A 19,918-nucleotide genomic window follows, 5' to 3' on the forward strand; every position below is an offset into this window, starting at 1 on the left:
GTAAAGCGGTACAATTCAGCCAGGTTTCACCGGCATTCGTACCCACTCACCGACCCATGGCGCGCAAGACCAAAGAGGACACCCAGGCCACCCGCGAAGGCATCCTTGATGCGGCCGAGGCCTGTTTCCATGAACACGGGGTGGCCCGCACCACGCTGGAGATGATCGGCGCGCGCGCCGGCTATACCCGCGGCGCGGTGTACTGGCACTTCAAGAACAAGACCGAGGTGCTGGCCGCGATCATCCAGCGGGTGCACCTGCCCTTCATGCAGGAGCTGGAACGCACGTCCAGCGATGAGCGGCAGACGCCGATCCACGACCTGCGCGCGGTGATGATCTACTCGTTCATCGAACTGTCCGAGGACGAGCGCCTGCGCAAGACCATGGAGATCATGCTGCGCAGCGATGCCTCGTCGGAAAGCCGGGCGCTGGCCGAACTGCAGCAGTCCGGTTTCCGCGATGCGCTGGACCGGATGGAACGTGCGCTGCGCCGGGCGCAGGACCTGGGCCAACTGCGCGCCGGTGCCGACCCGAAGATTGCCGCGCGCATGCTGCACGCCACCGTGCTGGGCGTGCTGCACGGGGCGATGGTGGAACCGGAGCTGATGGACCTCAAGCGCGACGGCATGCTGGCGCTGGACATGACCCTGGCCGCCTACGTGAAGGACGGCGTGTTCGTGCCGGGATCGATTCCCGAGCCGCTGCCGTAGGGTCAGACCCCTCTCCGCAGGAGAGGGCTCTGACCCTGCGCAGATATCCGGGGGTCGGAGCCCTCGCGATGCGAGGGATCCGACCCCACGAAAAAGGCCGCCTTTCGGCGGCCTCATGCGTTATGGGTCGGGGGGGCAGAGCCCTCGCTGGCGCGAGGGATCCGACCCCGCCTGGCATTACAGGATGTAGCGGCTCAGGTCCGGGTCCTGCACCAGTTCACCCAGGTGGGCATCGACGTAGGCGCTGTCGATGGCCAGGGTTTCACCGTCGCGGTCCGGCGCTTCGTAGCTGAGCGAATCCAGCAGGCGTTCCAGCACGGTGTGCAGACGCCGCGCACCGATGTTCTCCTGGCGCTCGTTCACCTGGAAGGCGATCTCGGCCAGGCGGTCGATGGCATCGGCGGTGAAGCTGACCTTGACGCCTTCGGTGGCCAGCAGCGCTTCGTACTGCTTGGTCAGCGCGGCCTTGGGCTCGGTCAGGATGCGCACGAAATCGTTCTTGCTGAGCGCGCCCAGTTCCACGCGGATCGGGAAACGACCCTGCAGCTCCGGAATCAGGTCGCTGGGCTTGGCCAGGTGGAACGCACCGGAGGCGATGAACAGGATGTGGTCGGTCTTGATCGTGCCGTACTTGGTGGACACGTTGGAACCTTCCACCAGCGGCAGCAGGTCGCGCTGTACGCCTTCGCGCGACACATCGCCACCACCCACGTTATCGCCACGCTTGGCGACCTTGTCGATCTCGTCGATGAAGACGATGCCGTGCTGTTCGCAGGCTTCGATCGCCGCGGTGCGGATATCGTCTTCGTTGACCAGCTTGCCGGCCTCTTCTTCCACCAGCAGCGGGCGCGCGGCCTTGATGGTCAGCGTGCGCTTGTGTGCCTTGGCGCCACCGCCCAGATTGGCGAACATCGACTTCAACTGCTGGCCCATTTCTTCCATGCCCGGCGGGGTCATGATGTCCATGCTGACGTTGGCAGCCAGATCCAGTTCGATCTCGCGCTCGTCCAGCTCGCCGCTGCGCAGCATCTTGCGGAACTTGATGCGGGTTTCGTTGTCCTGCGCCGACGGTTCGTTGCGTGCGGCTTCCGGATCGAAACCGATACCGCCACTGCGACGCGGCAGCAGCGCATCCAGGATGCGGTCTTCGGCGCGCTCTTCGGCCTGCGTGCGCACGCGCACCTTGGCCTGCTCGCGGTAGAGCTTGACCGCGGTGTCGGCCAGGTCACGGATGATCTGCTCCACGTCCTTGCCGACGTAGCCCACTTCGGTGAAGCGGGTCGCTTCGACCTTCACGAACGGTGCGTTGGCCAGGGTGGCCAGGCGGCGTGCGATCTCGGTCTTGCCCACGCCGGTGGGGCCGATCATCAGGATGTTCTTCGGCATCACTTCGTTGCGCAGCTCGGCAGGCAGCTGCATGCGGCGCCAGCGGTTGCGCAGGGCGATGGCCACCGCGCGCTTGGCGTCGTGCTGGCCCACGATATGCCGGTCCAGTTCCTGCACGATCTCGCGCGGGGTCATGGTGGCAGAGGAAACTTCGATCTTCGACATGGATGTGCTCACGAATGCGTTGTCGATGACGCCGGAACCGAACGGCTCCGGCCGGTAGCGCCGGGCCCTGCCCGGCGGATCGGGGAGCCTTACAGCTCCTCGACCACCACGTTGCGGTTGGTGTAGATGCAGATGTCGCCGGCAATGCCGATGGCTTCGCTGGCAATCGTGCGTGCATCCAGTTCGGTGTGCGCCATCAGCGCGCGGGCGGCCGACAGGGCATAGGAACCGCCGGAACCGATGGCGATGATGCCGTCCTCCGGCTCAATCACATCGCCGGTGCCGCTGATGATCAGCGAGGTTTCCTTGTCGGCCACGGCCAGCAGGGCCTCCAGCTTGCCCAGGCGGCGCTCGGTGCGCCAATCCTTGGCCAGCTCGACGGCGGCACGCTGCAGCTGGCCATGCTTTTCCAGCTTGGCTTCGAACAGTTCGAACAGGGTGAAGGCATCGGCGGCGGCGCCGGCGAAACCGGCCAGCACCTGGCCGTCGCGGCCGAGCCGGCGGACCTTGCGTGCATTGCCCTTCATCACCGTGTGGCCCAGCGTGACCTGGCCATCACCGGCAATGGCCACGTGCTCGCCGCGGCGGACGCAGACGATGGTGGTGGCGTGGAAAACGTTGGGATTCTGACTGGGGTCCATGCGGCCTCCGATAGCTGTTCACCGGACATGGGGACAGCAGCGGGGGTGATCAAGCCTGCGTGGATGGCTGCCGTTCAGCGGCAGCAATGCGCTCACCGGGCATGGCCCGGCGCTACCCCGTCGGTTTGCGCTTGGCGCGCGGGTGGGACGCGTCGTAGACCTTGGCCAGATGCTGGAAATCCAGATGGGTGTAGATCTGGGTGGTGGCGATGTCGGCATGGCCCAGCAGCTCCTGCACGCCGCGCAGATCGCCCGACGATTCCAGGATGTGGCTGGCGAAGCTGTGCCGCAGCATGTGGGGGTGCACATGCTTGAACAGGCCCTGGCGCTGCGCCAGCTGGCGGATGCGTACCTGCACCGCGCGCTGGCTGATCGGCCCGTTGCGGCCGGGAAACACCGGCAAGGCCGGCAGTCCGCCACTTTCACTGCGCCAGGCCAGCAACGCCTCGCGTGCCGGCCGCCCGAACGGCACCCGGCGCTGGCGGTTGCCCTTGCCCATCACGTTCACCAGGCCGCTGGCGAAATCCAGGTCGCGCCAGGTCAGCGCGCAGACTTCGCTCAGGCGCAGGCCCGACGAATAGAACAGTTCCAGCAGCGCGCGGTCGCGGCGGCCCAGCTCGCCTTCCGGTTCCAGCTCGACCAGCTGCACCGCTTCATCGGCATCCAGCACCTGCGGCAAGCGCCGCGGCGCGCGCGGTGCCTTCAGGGTGGCCGCCGGGCTGGCCTCGATGCGGCCATGGCGCAGCAGCCAGGCATAGAAACTGCGGCAGGCCGACAGGCGGCGCTGCAGGCTCTTGGCCGACAGCCCGCGGCGGTGCTCGTCGGCCACGAACTGGCGCACGGCGTCCACGTCCAGCGCCTCTACCGCCACACCGCGCGGTTCGGCCCAGACCGACAGCGCATCCAGGTCGCGGCGGTAGGCGTCGAGCGTGTGCGCCGACATCCGCCGTTCCACCTGCAGGTGCTGCAGGAACTGCTGTACCGCGCTCATCGAGGCAGCGCTCCGTTCAGTCGTGGAATCGCTTCAGGCCCGTGGCCAGTGCATCGCCCATCATGCGCAGGAACAGCGTGCCCATGCCAGGGTAGAAACGATTCGGGTCGTGGCTGCCCACGGCAATCAGGCCGACACCCGGCAGCGGCAGCAGGGCGGTGGTCTGCACTTCCTCGCTGCGCACGCCGTACAGCACGGCGTTCTTGTCGGCCTGCAGGCGGCCGCAGATCGGCTCGCCATCCTTCAGGCAGTCGCGGAACGGGCCCAGCTGCGGGTCATCGGCGGCGATCACCTGCAGCCAGTCGGCCTGTTCCAGCCCGGCCACCGGTGCATGCACCACCAGCCGCACCAGATCGCCGGCGAAGTCTTCCTGCAGCGAGGCGGCCATCGCGCGCAGGGTATCGGCGGCGTTGTCCTGCTTCATCAGGGCCAGGGTCAGCTGGTGGGTACGCACCGCCAGCCGCTCGTTCACCTGGGCGGTGGCACCCAGGTCGGCCAGCCGCCGCGCCAGCTCGCGGTTCTTCTCGCGCAGCACTTCCAGCTGGTAGCTGGCCAGCGACGCGGTGGGGCCGTCGTCGCGTGGCACCACCAGGGTCAGGGCCAGGTCGGGAAACTGCTTGAGGAAGCCGGGATGCCGCCGCAGCCAACTGGCGACTTCGTGGGCCCCGAGCTTGTCGGCGGTCTCAGTCATGCACTCCACTCCCCTTCGAAGACGAATGCGGTCGGGCCGGCCATCACCACCGGCTGGCCTTCACCGGGCCACTGGATGCGCAGTTCACCGCCGGGCAGGCTGATGCGGGCATCGCGCTGCAGGCGGCCGCGCTGCATCAGGGTGACCGCTGCGGCACAGGCACCGCTGCCGCAGGCCAGGGTCTCGCCCACGCCGCGTTCGAACACGCGCAGGCGCGCATGGTCCGGCGCCATCACCTGGGCAAAGCCCACGTTCACCGAATTGGGGAACGAGGCGTGCTGCTGCAGCAGGCCGCCCACGCGCTCCACCGGCGCGGCATCGACCAGGCCCACTTCGATCACCGCATGCGGGTTGCCCATCGACACGGCGGCGAAGCGCACGCTCTCGCCCTGCAGCGGCAGCAGGTATTCCTCACGCGGGTGGGCAAAGCCCACCAGCGGCACCTGCGCCGGTTCGAACGCCGGCACGCCCATGGCCACCGAGAACCGGCCATCGCCCAGCACCTGCACGGCATGGCTGGCCAGCGGGCTGTCGATGACGAACTGCGCGCCCTGCGCACTGCCCTCGCGCACCAGCCAAGCGGCGATGCAGCGCGCGCCATTGCCACACTGCTCGGAATTGGAACCGTCGGCGTTCCAGATGCGGTACGAGGCCACCGAGCCTTCCGCACGCGGCGGCTCGATGGTCAGGATCTGGTCGCAGCCCACGCCGGTATGGCGGTCGGCCAGGCGCGCGGCCAGTTCCGGCGACGGCGGCGGGGTGCCGTCGCGCAGGTCGATCACCACGAAATCGTTGCCTGCGCCGTGCATCTTGCTGAAGCGCAGCGCGTTGTTGCCAGCCTTACTCATTCCCGTCGTCCACCGGCTTGATCGGGTCGGGGGTGGTGGACGGACTGCCGTCGCTGGTCGGCTGGGTGGCCGGCGGCGTGGCCTCGGCATCGGCGGCCGGCTCAACCACTTCTTCCACCGGCACCGGCTTCTGCGGCAGTACCAGCGGGCCCTTGTTGCCGCAGGCGGACAGGAACAGCAGCGAGGCCGCTGCCAACGGAATCAGAATGGCATTGCGATGGGGGATCTTCATGGCCCCGAGTATAGCCATTGGTGGCTGAGCGGTAGGTAGAGTCGACCGTTGGTCGACTATCGCGCGCAGCGCGGGATTTTCACGGCCGTTGCAAGAGCAGTCGACTAACAGTCGACTCTACCCGTGACCACCCGCCACGGGCCGCCCACAGCAGGCCATGTTCAGCCTTCCGGCGGCGGCAGCGGCCGCGTCCACAACCAGATCGCCACCACGGTCATGCTGCCGATGGAAAACCACTTCACCCAGGCAATGGGCACGCACCACAGCATGATGCCGGCGCACACGGCCATGGTGATCGTGGCCATCCACTTGCCGTAGCGGCTGACCGCGCCGTGGGCCTGCCAGTTGGCGATGGCCGGGCCGAAGCGCGGATGCTGCAGCAGCCAGGTGTGCAGGCGCTCGGAACCACGCGAGGCGGCCCAGGCGGAAATCAGGATGAATACGGTGGTGGGCAGGCCCGGCACGAAGATGCCGACGATGCCGGTGCCCAGGCTGACATAGGCCAGCAGCCACCAGGCCCAGCGGAAACGCACCACGCGCGGGGGCGGAGCGGGATCGCGGGCCGGGGGCGGTTCGGGCAGGGTCATGGCGGCAAGAATACCGGCTCAGGGTGCCAGGCAGTGCCCGGCACCCCACCCCGCTTACGGCTGGGCGATGCCCAGCTGCTGCAGCACGAACGCGTACGACTCGGACAGTTCGCGGTAGCGCTGGAAGCGCCCGGACTTGCCGCCGTGGCCGGCTTCCATGTTGGTGCGGAACAGGATCGGCAACGACCCGGTGTTGTCATCGCGCAGCTTGGCCACCCACTTGGCCGGTTCCCAGTACTGCACCTGCGAATCCCACAGGCCGGTACCCACGAACAGCGCCGGGTAGGCCTGCTTCTTTACGTTGTCGTAGGGCGAGTAGGACAGCATGTAGTCGTAGTACGGCTTCTGTTCCGGGTTGCCCCACTCGTCGTACTCGTTGGTGGTCAGCGGAATGGTCGGGTCGAGCATGGTGGTGACCACGTCCACGAACGGCACCTGCGCCACCATCACCCGGTAATCCTGCGGCGCCTGGTTGGCCACTGCGCCCATCAGCAGGCCACCGGCACTGCCACCGGAAGCGGCCACGCGGTCCTTCGCCGCCCAGCCCTGCGCCACCAGCGCGCGGGTCACGTCGATGAAGTCGTTGAAGGTGTTCTGCTTGTGCAGCAGCTTGCCGTTCTCGTACCAGTCGCGGCCCATTTCCTGGCCACCGCGGATGTGCGCGATGGCATACACCACGCCCCGGTCGAGCAGGCTGACTGCCGTCTGGTTGAAGTACGGGTCCATCGACATGCCGTAGCTGCCGTAGGCGTACTGGAACAGCGCGCCCTTGCCATCCTTCTGGTAGCCCTTGCGATACACCAGCGACACCGGCACCTTCACGCCGTCGCGCGCGGTCACCCACACACGGTCGGTTTCATACTTGCTGGCGTCGTAGCCGATCACCGGCTGCACCTTCAGCTGGCGGCGCTCACCGGTGGCGGTATTCAGTTCGAACACCGTGGTCGGGGTCGTCATCGAGGTATAGACGTAGCGCAGCCACGGCGTATCGGCCTCGGTGTTGTCGCCCAGGCCCATCGAGTACGCCGGCTCGTCGGCCTTCACGTAATCGGTGCGACCGTCCTTGAACAGCAGGCGCACGCGCTCCAGGCCTTCGGAACGCTCGGCAATGGCGGTGTAGCTGTCGAACAGCTCGAAGCCTTCGATGAACACCGCTTCGTCGTGGGCGATCCAGTCCTTCCACTGCGCGCGCGAGGTGGCATCGGTGGGCGCGGTGACCAGCTTGAAGTTCTTCGCGCCATCGTTGGTGCGGATCACCCAGCGGCCATCGTAGTGGTCGGCGTCGTATTCCACGTCGCGCTGGCGCGGGGCCAGCACGGTGAAGGTGGTCGGGTCGCTGGCCGGGGCGTAGCGCTCTTCCGAAGACACGGTGCTGTGCACGCCGATGGTGATGAAGCGATCGTCGCGGGTGCGGCCGATGCCCATGTAGAAGCTGTCATCCTCTTCTTCGTAGACCACGGTATCGGCGCTGGCCGGGGTGCCCAGCACGTGCTTCTTCACCCGCACGGTCAGAAGGGTTTCCGGGTCGTTTTCCACGTACAGCACGGTGCGGTTGTCATCGGCCCAGACCAGATCGCCGGAACTGCCGGTGATCACATCGGGCAGCACCTTGCCGGTGCGCAGGTCCTTGAAGCGGATGGTGTACTGGCGGCGGCCCACGTCATCGTCGGCCCAGGCCAGCAGCTGGTTGTCCTGGCTTACGTCCATCGAACCGACGTTGAAGTAGCCCTTGCCGGCGGCCATCGTGTTCACGTCCAGCAGCACTTCTTCCGGCGCTTCCATGCTGCCCTTGCGGCGCGCATGGATGGGATAGTCCTGGCCGGTCTCGAAGCGGCTGTAGTACCAGTAGCCGCGCTCGCGCGCCGGCACGCTGGCATCGTCCTGCTTGATGCGGCCGACGATTTCCTTGTAGAGGGTGTCTTCCAGCGGCTTCAGCGGCGCCAGCAGCTGGTCGGCGTAGGCATTCTCGGCCTGCAGGTAGGCCAGCATGTCCTTGTTTTCGCGCGTGTCGTCGCGCAGCCAGTAATAGTCATCGTTGCGGGTCGCGCCGAACGGCGCCTTGACCTCGTGCGGACGCTTCTGGGCATCCGGCGGAACGGGCGGGGTGGCGGCGGTAGCGGTGCTGGTCATCAGGCTGGCAAGCAACAGGCAGAGGGTGGGTTTCATGAAATAAGGGTCCTGGTGCGGTTACGCAATGGCGTCCGTGGCGTAGGTCGGGTCGGGCTTGCTCGGCTGACCGCAACAGCAGTCGAGCAAACTCGACTCTACCACCGCCGCAGCGTCCCCCCGGCCTGCGGCGTACCATGGGCGCATGAGCACCCTGCCCCACACGCCGGGCTACAGCCGGCGCAGCCATGAAATCGCCCCGTTCCACGTGATGTCCCTGCTGGCCCGCGCACAGGCGCTGGAACAGGCCGGCCACGATGTGATCCACCTGGAGATCGGCGAGCCGGACTTCACCACCGCCGAACCCATCGTGCGCGCCGGCCAGGCCGCACTGGCCGCCGGCCATACCCGCTACACCGCTGCGCGCGGGCTGCCGGCGCTGCGCCAGGCGATCAGCGGTTTCTATGCCCGCCATTACGGGCTGGACATTGATCCCGAGCGCATCCTGGTCACCCCGGGCGGTTCGGGCGCGCTGCTGCTGGCCAGCAGCCTGCTGGTCGATCCGGGCCGGCACTGGCTGCTGGCCGATCCGGGCTATCCGTGCAACCGCCACTTCCTGCGCCTGGTGGAAGGCGGCGCGCAGCTGGTGCCGGTCGGCCCGGACACCGCCTACCAGTTGACTCCGTCGCTGGTGGAACAGCACTGGAACAGCGGCAGCGTCGGCGCGCTGGTGGCCTCGCCGGCCAACCCGACCGGCACCGTGCTGTCGGCCGATGAACTGGCCGCCCTGTCGACGTCGCTGCATGCGCGCGGCGGCCACCTGGTGGTGGACGAGATCTACCACGGCCTCACCTATGGCCTGGATGCGCCCAGCGTGCTGCAGGTGGATGACAGCGCGTTCGTGCTGAACAGCTTCTCCAAGTACTTCGGCATGACCGGCTGGCGCCTGGGTTGGCTGGTGGCGCCGCCGGCCGCGGTACCCGAGCTGGAGAAGCTGGCACAGAACCTGTACATCAGCGCCTCGAGCATCGCCCAGCATGCCGCGCTGGCGTGCTTCAGCGAGGAAGCGATGGCGATCTTCGAGCAGCGCCGGCAGGCGTTCCAGCAGCGCCGTGATTTCCTGCTGCCGGCGCTGCGCGAACTGGGTTTCCGTATCGAGGTGGAACCGCAGGGCGCGTTCTACCTGTACGCCGATGTCAGCGCGTTCACCGACGACGCGCAGGCGTTCTGCGCGCACTTCCTGGAAACCGAGCACGTGGCGTTTACGCCCGGCCTGGACTTCGGCTTCCACCGCGCCAACCAGCACGTGCGGTTGGCGTACACGCAGGAAGTGCCGCGGTTGCAGGAAGCGGTGGCGCGCATCGCGCGCGGGTTGCAGCGGTTCCGGTAGCGCCGGGCCATGCCCGGCGAGCGCACCGCGCACCGGTAGATCCACGCCATGCGTGGATACGTGGCCCCCAACGAAAAACGCCGCCGAGGGCGGCGTTTTTCATTCCATCACTTGCCGCCCAAGCGCTCCCACAGGAAGCTGTAGGCCAGCGCAGACATATGCGCGGCCTGCGCATTGTTGGCTGCACCGCCGTGACCGCCTTCGATGTTCTCGTAGTAGGTCACATCCTTGCCGGCGTCGATCATCTTGGCCGCCATCTTGCGGGCGTGGCCCGGATGCACGCGATCATCGCGGGTGGAGGTGGTGAACAGCACCGGCGGGTAGTTCTTCTTCGCGTCGAACAGGTGGTACGGCGAGAAGGTCTTGATGAACTCCCAGTCGCTGGTGTCCGGGTTGCCGTACTCGGCCATCCACGAGGCACCGGCCAGCAGGTGGCTGTAGCGCTTCATGTCCAGCAGCGGCACCTGCACCACCACCGCACCGAACAGTTCCGGGTACTGGGTGAGCATGTTGCCGGTCAGCAGGCCACCGTTGCTGCCGCCCTGCACACCCAGGTGCTTGGCGCTGGTGATCTTGCGGGTGACCAGGTCCTGGGCAACGGCGGCCATGTCTTCATAGGCCTTGTGACGGTTCTGCTTCAGCGCCGCCTGGTGCCAGCGCGGGCCGTACTCGCCACCGCCGCGGATGTTGGCGACCACGTACACGCCGCCCTTCTCCAGCCACGCGCGGCCCATGCCGCCGGAATAGTTCGGGGTGAGCGAGATCTCGAAACCGCCGTAGCCGTACAGCAGGGTCGGGTTGGAGCCGTCCAGCTTCATCGCCTTGTCGTGCACCACGAAGTACGGCACGCGGGTGCCGTCCTTGCTGGTGGCGAAGTGCTGTTCGATCACCTTGCCGTCGGCATCGAAGAAGGCCGGCATGGTCTTCAGCGTCTCCGGTGCCTTGCCGATCTCGGCCAGGGCCAGGGTGGTCGGGGTCAGGTAATCGGTGGCGGTCAGCCAGACCGCGTCGCTGTCATTGCTGTCGACCGCGCCCACGGCCAGCGTGCCGAACGACGGCGCACCGACGAACTCGCTCTTCTGCCAGCCCTTGGCGCCCGGGGTGAGCACCGACAGACGATTCTTCACGTCATCCAGTACGTTCAGCACCAGATGGTTGCGGGTCCAGGCGGTGCCGGCCAGCGAGGTGGTGGCGGTGGGCGTGAACAGCACTTCGAAATCGCGCTTGCCGGCCTGGAAATCGTCCAGCTTGGTCGCCAGCAGTGAACCGGAGGCGTAGGTCTTGCCACCCACGGTCCAGGCATCGCGCAGTTCCAGGGTCAGCCACTGCTTGTGCAGGCCCTTTTCTGCCGAATTGGGCGCATCGATCTTGCTCAGCGTGCCGTCGTCGGCGCGCAGGTACAGTTCGTTGTTGTAGAAGGCCAGCGTGCGGCTGACCAGGTTGCGCTCGAAGCCGGGGGTGTCATCGTGCATGGCCGCGATGTACATGTCCTCCGGCTTGCCTTCGTAGACCACGCTGGCCGAGGCCATCGGCGTGCCACGCTTCCACAGCTTGGCAATGCGCGGGTAACCGGAGGTGGTCATCGAACCGGCACCGAAATCGGTGTAGACGAACACCGTGTCGCGGTCGATCCAGTTCAGCCCGCCCTTCGATTCGGGGCGGAAGAAGCCGTCCTTGATCCAGGTCTTGCTGGCCAGGTCGAATTCGCGGGTGACATCGGCGTCGGCGCCGCCGCGCGACAGCGCGATCAGGCAGCGGCTGTAATCCGGGCGCAGGCAGTCGGCGCCGTGCCAGACCCAGTTCTCACCTTCGGCCTTGTTCAGCGCGTCCAGGTCCAGCACGGTTTCCCACTGCGGCGAGGCCTTGCGGTACTCGGCCAGGGTGGTGCGGCGCCACAGGCCGCGTTCGTGCTGCTTGTCCTTCCAGAAGTTGTAGTAGTACTCGCCGATCTTCTGCACGCCGGGAATCTTGGCGTCCGAATCGAGCACCTCGCGGATGCTCGTTTCCATCTGCTTGAACGCCGGCGTCTGCGCCAGGCGCGCCTCGGACTTGGCGTTCTGTTCCTTCACCCAGGACAGCGGCTTGTCGCCGGTCACGTCCTCCAGCCAGGCGTAACGGTCGGTGTCTTCAGCGGCCACGGCGGTCCCCACCGAGGCGCCGGTCATCATGCCGGCCAACAGGCAGGCGGAAGCGAATCGCGACATTGCAGCTCCAGGCAGTCATTAGCCGTGGAACGCTAGCACGGTTCGGACGGGCCGCCCCCGTGTCGAAGGTCAGGCTGTGGCCGCCTGCCCCCGCGCGCGCCGCGGCCTGCGGGCCGGACGCCGACGCGCCTGCTGCTGCGGCCCGCGCAGCCGCCGCAGGGCCGCCCGCAGCGGCAACGGACAGCCCAGCAGGGCCCACCACGCCACCAGCGGCATGCCCACCAGCCACAGCGGCGCCCAGCCCAGCCAGGCGTGGTGGCCACGCGCGGCCGGCCACACCAGCACCAGCGCCACGCCCGCCAGGGCCAGCTGCTGCACCAGGCGCAGCACGCGCGGATCGGGGCGCTGCCTGAGGCGTTCAGCTGAGGGGCGATGTGCGGTGCGTGCGTTCATGGTCGGTCTCCCGTGGTCGATGGTGCACAGCGTGGCGGCAACGCTTCTCACTGGCTGCGACACCATTGACGGATCGGCTGCACCCAGTGACCATGCGCGGGCAAGCCTTTTGGAGCCCGCTCCCGCATGTCCCCGATCCGCCCGTTCTGCGCCATGGTGTTGGCCCTGTCACTGGGAGGCGCCGCGCTGGCTGCCGAAGATCCGCCGGCATCGCGCAGCGCGCTGCCTGACCGTACGGCCATTGATCCGGATGCCCCGGTCGACCTGCAGCGCTTCATGGGCACCTGGTATGTGATCGGCCGCGTGCCGAACTTCATCGAACGTGGCCACGTGGCCAGCGTCAACCAGTACGAACTGCGCGACGACCACAAGGTCGCCATCACCTACCGTTACCGCGATGGCTTCGGCCAGCCGCTGCAGGAAGTGCGGGCGCGCGCCAGCGTCGATGCGGACAGTGGCAACCACGCGTGGCGCACCTGGTTCTACCGGGTGGTACCGACCCATTCGCGCGTGCTGGAAGTGGCGCCGGACTATTCGTGGGCGCTGATCGGCTATCCCGGCCGTGAAATGGCCTGGATCTTCGCCCGCCAGCCGGACATGGACAAAGCGCTGTACAAGGAACTGGCCGAGCGCCTGCGTGACGAGTACGGCGTGAACACCGACAAGCTCAAGCGCGTGCCGCAGCACCCCGAACAGGTGGGCAAGCTGGGTTACGAAGTACCGAACGTGCGCTGAGATAGCGTTCGCCGGGCATGGCCCGGCGCTACCGCGATGATCGCGCGGCTACGGTAGCGCCGGGCCATGCCCGGCGGCGTCAGCATGACGCGATCCGTCCATCGAAACCTTGAATCGCCGAAGCGGGACTGGCCTCACATCCAGTCCCTTGGTATATTCCGTTTTACGTAATACGTTTTGCGGAATGATTCGATCCTTCCGTTGCAAACACACCCGTGCCCTGTTCGAAGGTCAGTGCCATCGTCCCTGGCAGTCAATCCGCCGGGTGGCCGAGCGGAAGCTGCAGATGCTGGACTCGGCACAGACGCTGTCGTTTCTGCGCAGTCCGCCTGGCAACCGGCTGGAGGCGCTCACGGGTGACCGCAAAGGGCAGCACAGCCTGCGCATCAACGATCAGTGGCGGCTGTGTTTCATCTGGACCGAAACCGGTCCGGAGGCCGTGGAAATCGTTGACTACCACTGAGGTTCTGGCCATGAAGCCATCCACCAACCGCATGCGGGCCATCCATCCCGGTGAGATCCTTCGCGAAGAGTTCCTCGCGCCGCTGGCCCTGAGCGTGAATGCGCTGGCGAGGGCATTGGATGTTCCCGCCACGCGCCTGCATGCCATCGTGCATGGTGAACGCGCGATCACGGCCGATACGGCGGCCCGCTTGGCACGGCATTTCGGGGGCGATGCGGCATCGTGGCTTGCAATGCAGGCAACCTACGATCTGAAGACGTTGCCGACCCTGGGCGAGATCGAGCGCCGCGTGCAGCCAAGGGCTGCGTAGCAGCGCGGGACATCCGCCGGGCATGGCCCGGCGCTACCCGAACGATGCCGGGCGATGCCCGGCATCGTGCTATTTGCGGGTGTAATGCGCGACCAGGCGGTCGCCGAGCATCTGCAGCAGCTGCACCAGGATCAGCAGCACCACCACGGTGACCAGGGCCACGTCGGTGCGGTTGCGCTGGTAGCCTTCGCGCAGCGCCAGGTCGCCCAGGCCACCGGAACCGATCGCACCGCCCATGGCGGTGAAGCCGACCAGGGCCACCGTGGTGACGGTAGCGGCCGCGATCAGGCCCGGCCGGGCTTCAGGCAGCAGCACCCGGGTGACCAGCTGCCAGGTGGTGGCGCCCATCGACTGCGCCGCCTCGACCACGCCACGGTCCACTTCGCGCAGGGCGGTTTCGACCAGGCGCGCATAGAACGGCGCCGCGCCGATCACCAGCGCCGGCAGCGTGCCGAGCACGCCGATCGACTGGCCCATCAGCCACAGCGACACCGGAATCAGCACCACCATCAGGATGATGAAGGGCACCGAGCGCAGCAGGTTCACCACGATCGCCAGCACGCCGTAAGCCAGCGGCCGGCGCTTCATCTGCGGCGCACCGAACACATACAGCAGCACGCCCATCGGCAGACCGATGGCCAGGGTGAGCGGCAGCGAGCCGGCCATCATCAGCAACGTCTCGATGGTGGCCTTGCCGATATCCACCCATTTGTTGGCATCCAGGTGGCGGAAGAAACCTTCAGCAGTGGCGACGATCATCGGCGCAGTTCCTCAACGTGCACGCCGGCAGCCACGAACGCGGCCTGCGCGGCGGACTGGTCGCCGCCCACCAGGGCGACCACCAGCTGGCCATACGGGGTGTCCTTGATCCGGTCGATGCGGCCGGACAGGATGTTGTAGTCGATGCCGGTTTCGCGGGCCACGCGGCCCAGCAACGGCTCATAGGTGTCACCGCCGAGGAAGGTCAGGCGCACGATGCGCCCGCCCACCACGTCGAAATCGCGGTGCAGCACGCCTTCGTCCACATGTTCGGATTCGCTGACGAAGCGCCGCGTGGTGGCATGCTGCGGGTGCAGGAAGACCTGGGTGACCGGACCGGTTTCCACCAGGTGGCCGCCGTCGAGCACGGCCACGCGATCACAGACGCGACGGATCACATCCATTTCGTGGGTGATCAGCACGATGGTCAGGCCCAGCTCGCGGTTGATCTTCGACAGCAGCGCCAGCACCGACGCGGTGGTCTGCGGATCCAGCGCGCTGGTGGCTTCGTCGCACAGCAGGATCTGCGGGCGGGTGGCCAGCGCGCGGGCAATACCCACGCGCTGCTTCTGCCCACCGGACAACTGCGCCGGGTACTTCGTCGCGTGGTCCTGCAGGCCAACGGTCTGCAACAGCTCGGCCACGCGCGCGTCGATCTCCGCCTTCGGCGTGCCGGCCAGTTCCAGCGGGAAGGCCACGTTGCCGGCCACCGTGCGCGAAGACAGCAGGTTGAAGTGCTGGAAGATCATGCCGATGCGACGGCGCAGCGCGCGCAGGCCATCGGCATCCAGCGCCGTGATGTCTTCACCACCGATCAGCAGCTTGCCACCGCTGGGTTCTTCCAGGCGGTTGATCATGCGGATGAGGGTGGACTTGCCCGCGCCGGAATGGCCGATGATGCCGAACACTTCGCCGGCCTCGATGGTCAGGTCCAGCGGTTGCAGCGCGCTCACTTGGCGGCCGGCAACGGCATAGGATTTGTGCAGGCGCTGGAACTCGATCACGGGCGTGGCTCACCGGCGGGGCGGAAGAAGGGGCGTGCAGCCTACCAGCGCCGGCGGTTCCGCGCCTGCGCCTTGGGCCAGAATGTTATTCCTTTTGGTTCTAAGCCGCGTGTACCGGGGATGACGGCGGGGGTCAGAGCCCCTGCGGGGGTCTGACCCCGGGGTCGGATCCCCGCAGGGGCTCCGACCCCCAACCCGCCACGATTACGGGTGGTCCAGCGGCTTCGGCGGCTGCACCCGGTTCAGGCGTTCCCGGTGCAGCAGGTACAGGCCCGAGGCGACGATGATGGCCGCGCCCACCCAAGTGTAGGCGTCCGGCAGCTGGCCCCAGAACGCCAGGTCCCAGCCGATCACCCAGACCAGGCCGCTGTACTCCAGCGGCGCGATCATCGAGGCCTCGCCCAGCTGGAAGGCCCGGGTCAGGGCAATCTGGCCCAGTGCGCCGGCCAGGCCCATGCCGGCGATCAACGGCGCGTGGGCCAACTGCAGCGGCACCCAGTCGGGCAGCGCCAGCAGGCCGGCGCCGATGGCCATGATGACCAGGAACCAGACCACCATCGACTGCGAGGTATCGGTGCGGGTGAGCAGGCTGACGGTGATGGCGGCGATGGCGTAGGCCGTGGCCGCAGCCAGCACCATCAGGCCGGGGATGGAAATGAAGCCGTCCACGCCCGGCCGCAGCACCACGATCACCCCCAGCAGGCCGACGCCGATGGCCACCCAGCGGCGCGGCCCCACCCGCTCGCCCAGCAACGGCACCGACAGCGCGGCAATCAGCAGCGGGGCGACGAAATAGATGCTGTAGGCGGTGGACAGCGGCAGGTCACGCAGGGCGAACACGAAGCAGCCGATCATTGCCATGCCCAGCCCACCGCGCAACAGATGCAGGCCCCAGCGACGTGGAATGAGCGAGCGCGGGCCGGCGCTGGCCAGCACCCAGACCAGCACGAAGGGCAGCGAGGCCGCACCGCGCAGGAAGGTGACTTCCAGCGAGGGATAACTGGCCGACAGCTGCTTCATGCCGGCGTCCATCAGCGAGAAACAGGCCACCGCCGCGACCATCCAGGCCACCGCGCGCGAAGGGGAGCGTTGCAGGTTCATGGCCCATTATCGCCCGGCAACCGCCGTCTGTAGAGTCGAGCTTGCTCGACTGGCATCCCCGGTAGAGTCAAGCTTGCTCGACTGGCACCCCCGGTAGAGTCGAGCCATGCTCGACTGGCTTTCACGCGGCAGTCGAGCAAGCTCGACTCTACAAACACCGCGGGGCCCACGCGATAGAATGGCCGCCACTGAATTCCGCGGAGCCAAGCCCATGCCTTCCTTCGACGTCGTGTCTGAAGTCGACACCCACGAACTGACCAACGCCATCGACCAGGCCAACCGCGAACTTGCCACCCGCTTCGATTTCAAGGGCGTGGACGCGAAGTTCGAGCGCGATGGCGATGTGATCAACCAGACCGCACCGACCGAATTCCAGCTCAAGCAGATGAACGACATCCTGCGCGCGCGCCTGGCCGCCCGCGGCATCGACGTGCTGAGCCTGGAATTTGGCGATATCGAAACCAACCTGGCCCAGGCCCGGCAGAAGATCACCGTCAAGCAGGGCATCGAGCAGAAGATCGCCAAGAAGATCGCCGCAGCGCTGAAGGAAGCCAAGCTGAAGGTGGAAAGCCAGATCAACGGCGACAAGCTGCGCGTGCAGGGCAAGAAGCGCGACGACCTGCAGGATGCGATTGCGGTGCTGAAGGCCGGCAAGTTCGAACTGCCGCTGCAGTTCAACAACTTCCGCGATTGATTCTTTCGCCGGGCATGGCCCGGCGCTACCCGCGCCTCAGCGGTAGCGCCGGGCCATGCCCGGCGGACTGCGCGACTAATCGCGCAGCAGCTTGTACAGCGTGGTGCGCGAGACGCCCAGCTGACGTGCGGCCAGGCTCAGGTTGCCATCGGCGGCATGTGCCGCACGACGCGCCGCTTCGCGCTGCTGCTCGCGCAGTGGCGCAGCAGCCACCGCTGCAGGCGCCGCCGTACGTGTACGCGGTGCCCGTGGGGCCCGCAGGTGCTGCAGATAGACCGCAGTGCCCTCGCCCAGCCGCACCCGGTGCGCAGGGCCAGGCTGCAGCAGATGGCGCCGCTGCGCCGCGCTGGCGCCAGCAAACACGGTTTCCATCGACAGCAGCGGTAAAGGCCCCCGCCGCGGCAGCCCCAGCAGGCGCCGCGCCACGCGGTTGGCTGCGCGCAGTTGCCCGTCCTCCTGCACCGCCAGCAGCCCCTGCAACGGCGTTGCCAGCCAGCGCGGATCATGCTGCACGGCGAGCAGGTGCACATCGGCCAAGGTCTGGAACAGGCGGTTCTCACTGGCCAGCGCGGCCTGCCGGAAATAGCCCTGCAGCAGCGCCGGATCACGCTCGCCCAGCCCGGTGATGTCGATCGCCCCACAGACCTGGCCGTCCAGATCGTGCAGCGGCTCACTCAGGCAGAACACCGGCGCGAAGCGCTGCAGGTAATGCTCGTTGCCGCGCACCAGGGCGGGCATGTCGTCGGCCAGGCTGACCGCCGGCGCGGTGGTGCCGATCTCCGCTTCACCCAGCTGCCGCCCGACCTGGATCGGCCGCAGCAAGGCGGCATCTTCCAGGCCGTGGGCCTGCTGCGCGATCACCATGCCGTGGCGGTTGGCACAGAACATCGTCCAGCCACGCCCACCGAAGGCCGCCCACAGCTGTTCCAGTTCCGGCTGCACGCAGCGCGCCAGGCGACGGTCGTCGGCATCGCGCAGGCGCCGGCCATCGCCCTGCAGCGGCGGGTAGTACGGTTCCTGCCCGGGCAGCACCCCGGCCGCCCGCGAGCGCTGCCAGGACTGCTGCAGGGGCAACGGCAGCCCGGCCAGCGACGCCATATCGCCCTCGACGAACGCATCGCGCGCCGCCACCAACTGTTGTTGCCCGACTGTCGTGGCCATCATCGCAACAGCGTACACCCACCCGTGCCATGCCCGCGTTATGTGGTCGTTTGCGGGGTCAGAGCCGTTTTCCTCTGGAAAACGGATCCGACCCGACGCTCGTCCCCCGCAACCGGACCCACCCCGCCATCCCACGGATAGCCCGCATTTGACGTTGACGTTGATTCGGCAGGTGCAGGGCGCAGCCCTGCAAACCACCCCACCCTTACGCCGCAATACGCAGGATCGGCTTCAACGTAATGCCCTTGGTGCTGTCCTCGGCCGCCTGGTTGATCTGCTCAAGCGGATAGAACTTCACCAGCTTGTCGAACGGGAACCGGCCCTGCTGGTACAGCGTCACCAGCTGCGGAATGAACACCTGCGGCACGCTGTCACCTTCCACGATGCCGCGGATGCTGCGCCCGCCCAGCAGCAGGTTGTTCACATCGAAACTGGCCGTGGTGCCCAGCTTCGGCGCGCCCACCACGCCCATCATGCCCAGCCCGCCCAGCGCCTCGATGCCGGCCGACAGCACTTCCGGGCGACCGGTGGATTCCAGCGCGTAATCCGCACCACCGCCGGTGATCGCACGCACCGCCTCGATCACATCGGTCTCGCGACTGTTCACCACGTGGGTGGCGCCCAGTTCCAGCGCCAGTTCCAACCGCGACGGCACCACATCAATGGCGATGATGGTGGTCGCGCCGGCCACCTTGGCCGCCATTACCGCACTCAGGCCCACCGCACCGGCGCCATAGCTGGCGAAGCTGCTGCCCGAACGCACCTGCAGCGAATTGAGCACCGCACCGGCACCGGTCTGGATGCCGCACCCCAGCGGGCCCAGCAGTTCCAGCGGCGCATCGTCGGGCACCTTGATGGCATTGATCTCGCGCGCGATGGCAAAGGTGGCGAACGAGGACTGCGCAAAGAAGTGATCGTGCAGCGGCTGCCCCTGCGCATCGGTGATGGCGGTATGGCCGTGGCCATCGTCGCCACCGAAGTTGAGCCCGAAGAAATCCCTGCAGTAGGCGCCATGGCCGCCGCGGCACGGGTTGCAGTGGCCGCAGGCGCCGTAGGTCAGCACCACGTGGTCGCCCACCTTCAGGTCACGCACGTTCGGGCCCACGGCTTCGACGATGCCCGCGCCTTCATGGCCCAGCACCGCCGGCAACGGCACCGGGTAGTACTGGTCGCGCACGATCAGGTCGGTGTGGCACAGACCGGTGGCCACCACCTTCACCAGCACTTCGTCGTCCTGCGGACCGCGCAGGTGCGCCTGCTCGATCACGAACGGTTGTTCTTTGCCGCGCACGACGGCCGCGGTGATGTCACGGCCTGCAGTAGTGTTGCTCATCGCGATGTTCCTCC

At 67.3% G+C, this 19,918-nt stretch carries 21 protein-coding genes; 6 read left to right on the top strand and 15 right to left on the bottom strand.

Annotation, left to right across the window (positions count from 1 at the left end; all coding sequences use genetic code 11):
- Nucleotides 1-56 precede the first annotated feature (56 nt).
- The gene (locus C1933_RS16925) at nt 57-710 is read left to right on the top strand and encodes a TetR family transcriptional regulator (RefSeq protein ID WP_108754193.1); all 654 of its coding nucleotides are present in this window, start codon (nt 57-59) and stop codon (nt 708-710) included.
- A 177-nt stretch (nt 711-887) separates the two neighbouring features.
- Here C1933_RS16925 and hslU read toward each other — a convergent pair whose 3' ends face one another.
- The 8 genes from hslU to C1933_RS16965 form a co-directional block, all read right to left on the bottom strand.
- On the bottom strand, nt 888-2,261 hold the full coding sequence (hslU, locus tag C1933_RS16930) for an ATP-dependent protease ATPase subunit HslU (protein WP_108750485.1): 1,374 nt from the start codon (nt 2,259-2,261) through the stop codon (nt 888-890).
- Nucleotides 2,262-2,350: 89 nt separating this feature from the next.
- Nucleotides 2,351-2,902 (bottom strand): ATP-dependent protease subunit HslV, encoded by a 552-nt coding sequence (gene hslV / locus C1933_RS16935; protein ID WP_005411093.1) that lies wholly within the window; start codon nt 2,900-2,902, stop codon nt 2,351-2,353.
- A 112-nt stretch (nt 2,903-3,014) separates the two neighbouring features.
- Nucleotides 3,015-3,893: a tyrosine recombinase XerC gene (xerC, locus tag C1933_RS16940; protein WP_108754194.1), complete on the bottom strand. Its 879-nt coding sequence runs from the start codon at nt 3,891-3,893 to the stop codon at nt 3,015-3,017.
- Between the two features lie 16 nt (nt 3,894-3,909).
- Complete coding sequence (locus C1933_RS16945) at nt 3,910-4,584, bottom strand: DUF484 family protein (RefSeq protein ID WP_108754195.1); 675 nt, start codon at nt 4,582-4,584, stop codon at nt 3,910-3,912.
- On the bottom strand, nt 4,581-5,432 hold the full coding sequence (dapF, locus tag C1933_RS16950) for a diaminopimelate epimerase (protein WP_108750482.1): 852 nt from the start codon (nt 5,430-5,432) through the stop codon (nt 4,581-4,583). Before dapF ends, C1933_RS16945 begins: the two co-directional genes overlap by 4 nt.
- On the bottom strand, nt 5,425-5,664 hold the full coding sequence (locus C1933_RS16955; protein WP_108750481.1) for a lipoprotein: 240 nt from the start codon (nt 5,662-5,664) through the stop codon (nt 5,425-5,427). The genes dapF and C1933_RS16955 overlap by 8 nt, the downstream gene beginning before the upstream one ends.
- Before the next feature lie 161 nt (nt 5,665-5,825).
- Nucleotides 5,826-6,251: a YbaN family protein gene (locus C1933_RS16960; protein ID WP_108754196.1), complete on the bottom strand. Its 426-nt coding sequence runs from the start codon at nt 6,249-6,251 to the stop codon at nt 5,826-5,828.
- Between the two features lie 54 nt (nt 6,252-6,305).
- A complete protein-coding gene (locus C1933_RS16965; RefSeq protein WP_108754197.1) occupies nt 6,306-8,417 on the bottom strand; it encodes a S9 family peptidase in 2,112 nt (703 codons plus the stop codon).
- A gap of 145 nt (nt 8,418-8,562) precedes the next feature.
- Here C1933_RS16965 and C1933_RS16970 point away from each other — a divergent pair, with 145 nt between their 5' ends.
- Nucleotides 8,563-9,747: a pyridoxal phosphate-dependent aminotransferase gene (locus C1933_RS16970; RefSeq protein WP_108754198.1), complete on the top strand. Its 1,185-nt coding sequence runs from the start codon at nt 8,563-8,565 to the stop codon at nt 9,745-9,747.
- A gap of 107 nt (nt 9,748-9,854) precedes the next feature.
- Here C1933_RS16970 and C1933_RS16975 read toward each other — a convergent pair whose 3' ends face one another.
- Nucleotides 9,855-11,951: a prolyl oligopeptidase family serine peptidase gene (locus tag C1933_RS16975; protein WP_108754199.1), complete on the bottom strand. Its 2,097-nt coding sequence runs from the start codon at nt 11,949-11,951 to the stop codon at nt 9,855-9,857.
- Between the two features lie 69 nt (nt 11,952-12,020).
- A complete protein-coding gene (locus C1933_RS16980) occupies nt 12,021-12,344 on the bottom strand; it encodes a hypothetical protein (protein ID WP_108754200.1) in 324 nt (107 codons plus the stop codon).
- 126 nt (nt 12,345-12,470) lie between these two features.
- Here C1933_RS16980 and C1933_RS16985 point away from each other — a divergent pair, with 126 nt between their 5' ends.
- The 3 genes from C1933_RS16985 to C1933_RS16995 all read left to right on the top strand — a co-directional run bounded on the left by C1933_RS16985 (nt 12,471) and on the right by C1933_RS16995 (nt 13,852).
- On the top strand, nt 12,471-13,079 hold the full coding sequence (locus C1933_RS16985) for a lipocalin family protein (RefSeq protein ID WP_108754201.1): 609 nt from the start codon (nt 12,471-12,473) through the stop codon (nt 13,077-13,079).
- Between the two features lie 184 nt (nt 13,080-13,263).
- Entirely contained in the window at nt 13,264-13,542 is a 279-nt protein-coding gene (locus C1933_RS16990) for a type II toxin-antitoxin system RelE/ParE family toxin (protein WP_108754202.1), read from the top strand.
- 10 nt (nt 13,543-13,552) lie between these two features.
- Complete coding sequence (locus tag C1933_RS16995) at nt 13,553-13,852, top strand: HigA family addiction module antitoxin (RefSeq protein WP_108754203.1); 300 nt, start codon at nt 13,553-13,555, stop codon at nt 13,850-13,852.
- Between the two features lie 69 nt (nt 13,853-13,921).
- Here C1933_RS16995 and C1933_RS17000 read toward each other — a convergent pair whose 3' ends face one another.
- The 3 genes from C1933_RS17000 to C1933_RS17010 form a co-directional block, all read right to left on the bottom strand.
- Nucleotides 13,922-14,611, bottom strand: coding sequence for a methionine ABC transporter permease (locus C1933_RS17000; protein WP_108750474.1), 690 nt, complete (start codon nt 14,609-14,611; stop codon nt 13,922-13,924).
- The gene (locus C1933_RS17005; RefSeq protein ID WP_108754204.1) at nt 14,608-15,615 is read right to left on the bottom strand and encodes a methionine ABC transporter ATP-binding protein; all 1,008 of its coding nucleotides are present in this window, start codon (nt 15,613-15,615) and stop codon (nt 14,608-14,610) included. Before C1933_RS17005 ends, C1933_RS17000 begins: the two co-directional genes overlap by 4 nt.
- A 204-nt stretch (nt 15,616-15,819) precedes the next feature.
- Complete coding sequence (locus C1933_RS17010) at nt 15,820-16,716, bottom strand: DMT family transporter (protein WP_108750472.1); 897 nt, start codon at nt 16,714-16,716, stop codon at nt 15,820-15,822.
- Between the two features lie 211 nt (nt 16,717-16,927).
- Here C1933_RS17010 and C1933_RS17015 point away from each other — a divergent pair, with 211 nt between their 5' ends.
- Nucleotides 16,928-17,410, top strand: coding sequence for a YajQ family cyclic di-GMP-binding protein (locus C1933_RS17015; protein WP_010481366.1), 483 nt, complete (start codon nt 16,928-16,930; stop codon nt 17,408-17,410).
- Between the two features lie 75 nt (nt 17,411-17,485).
- On the opposite strand, the gene C1933_RS17020 is transcribed toward C1933_RS17015, so the two are convergent.
- Both C1933_RS17020 and C1933_RS17025 read right to left on the bottom strand, forming a co-directional pair.
- Complete coding sequence (locus tag C1933_RS17020) at nt 17,486-18,571, bottom strand: helix-turn-helix domain-containing protein (RefSeq protein ID WP_234414559.1); 1,086 nt, start codon at nt 18,569-18,571, stop codon at nt 17,486-17,488.
- Between the two features lie 205 nt (nt 18,572-18,776).
- The gene (locus C1933_RS17025) at nt 18,777-19,904 is read right to left on the bottom strand and encodes an NAD(P)-dependent alcohol dehydrogenase (RefSeq protein WP_108754206.1); all 1,128 of its coding nucleotides are present in this window, start codon (nt 19,902-19,904) and stop codon (nt 18,777-18,779) included.
- Nucleotides 19,905-19,918: the final 14 nt, after the last annotated feature.

Source organism: Stenotrophomonas sp. ZAC14D2_NAIMI4_6 (assembly GCF_003086875.1).
GTDB lineage: Bacteria > Pseudomonadota > Gammaproteobacteria > Xanthomonadales > Xanthomonadaceae > Stenotrophomonas.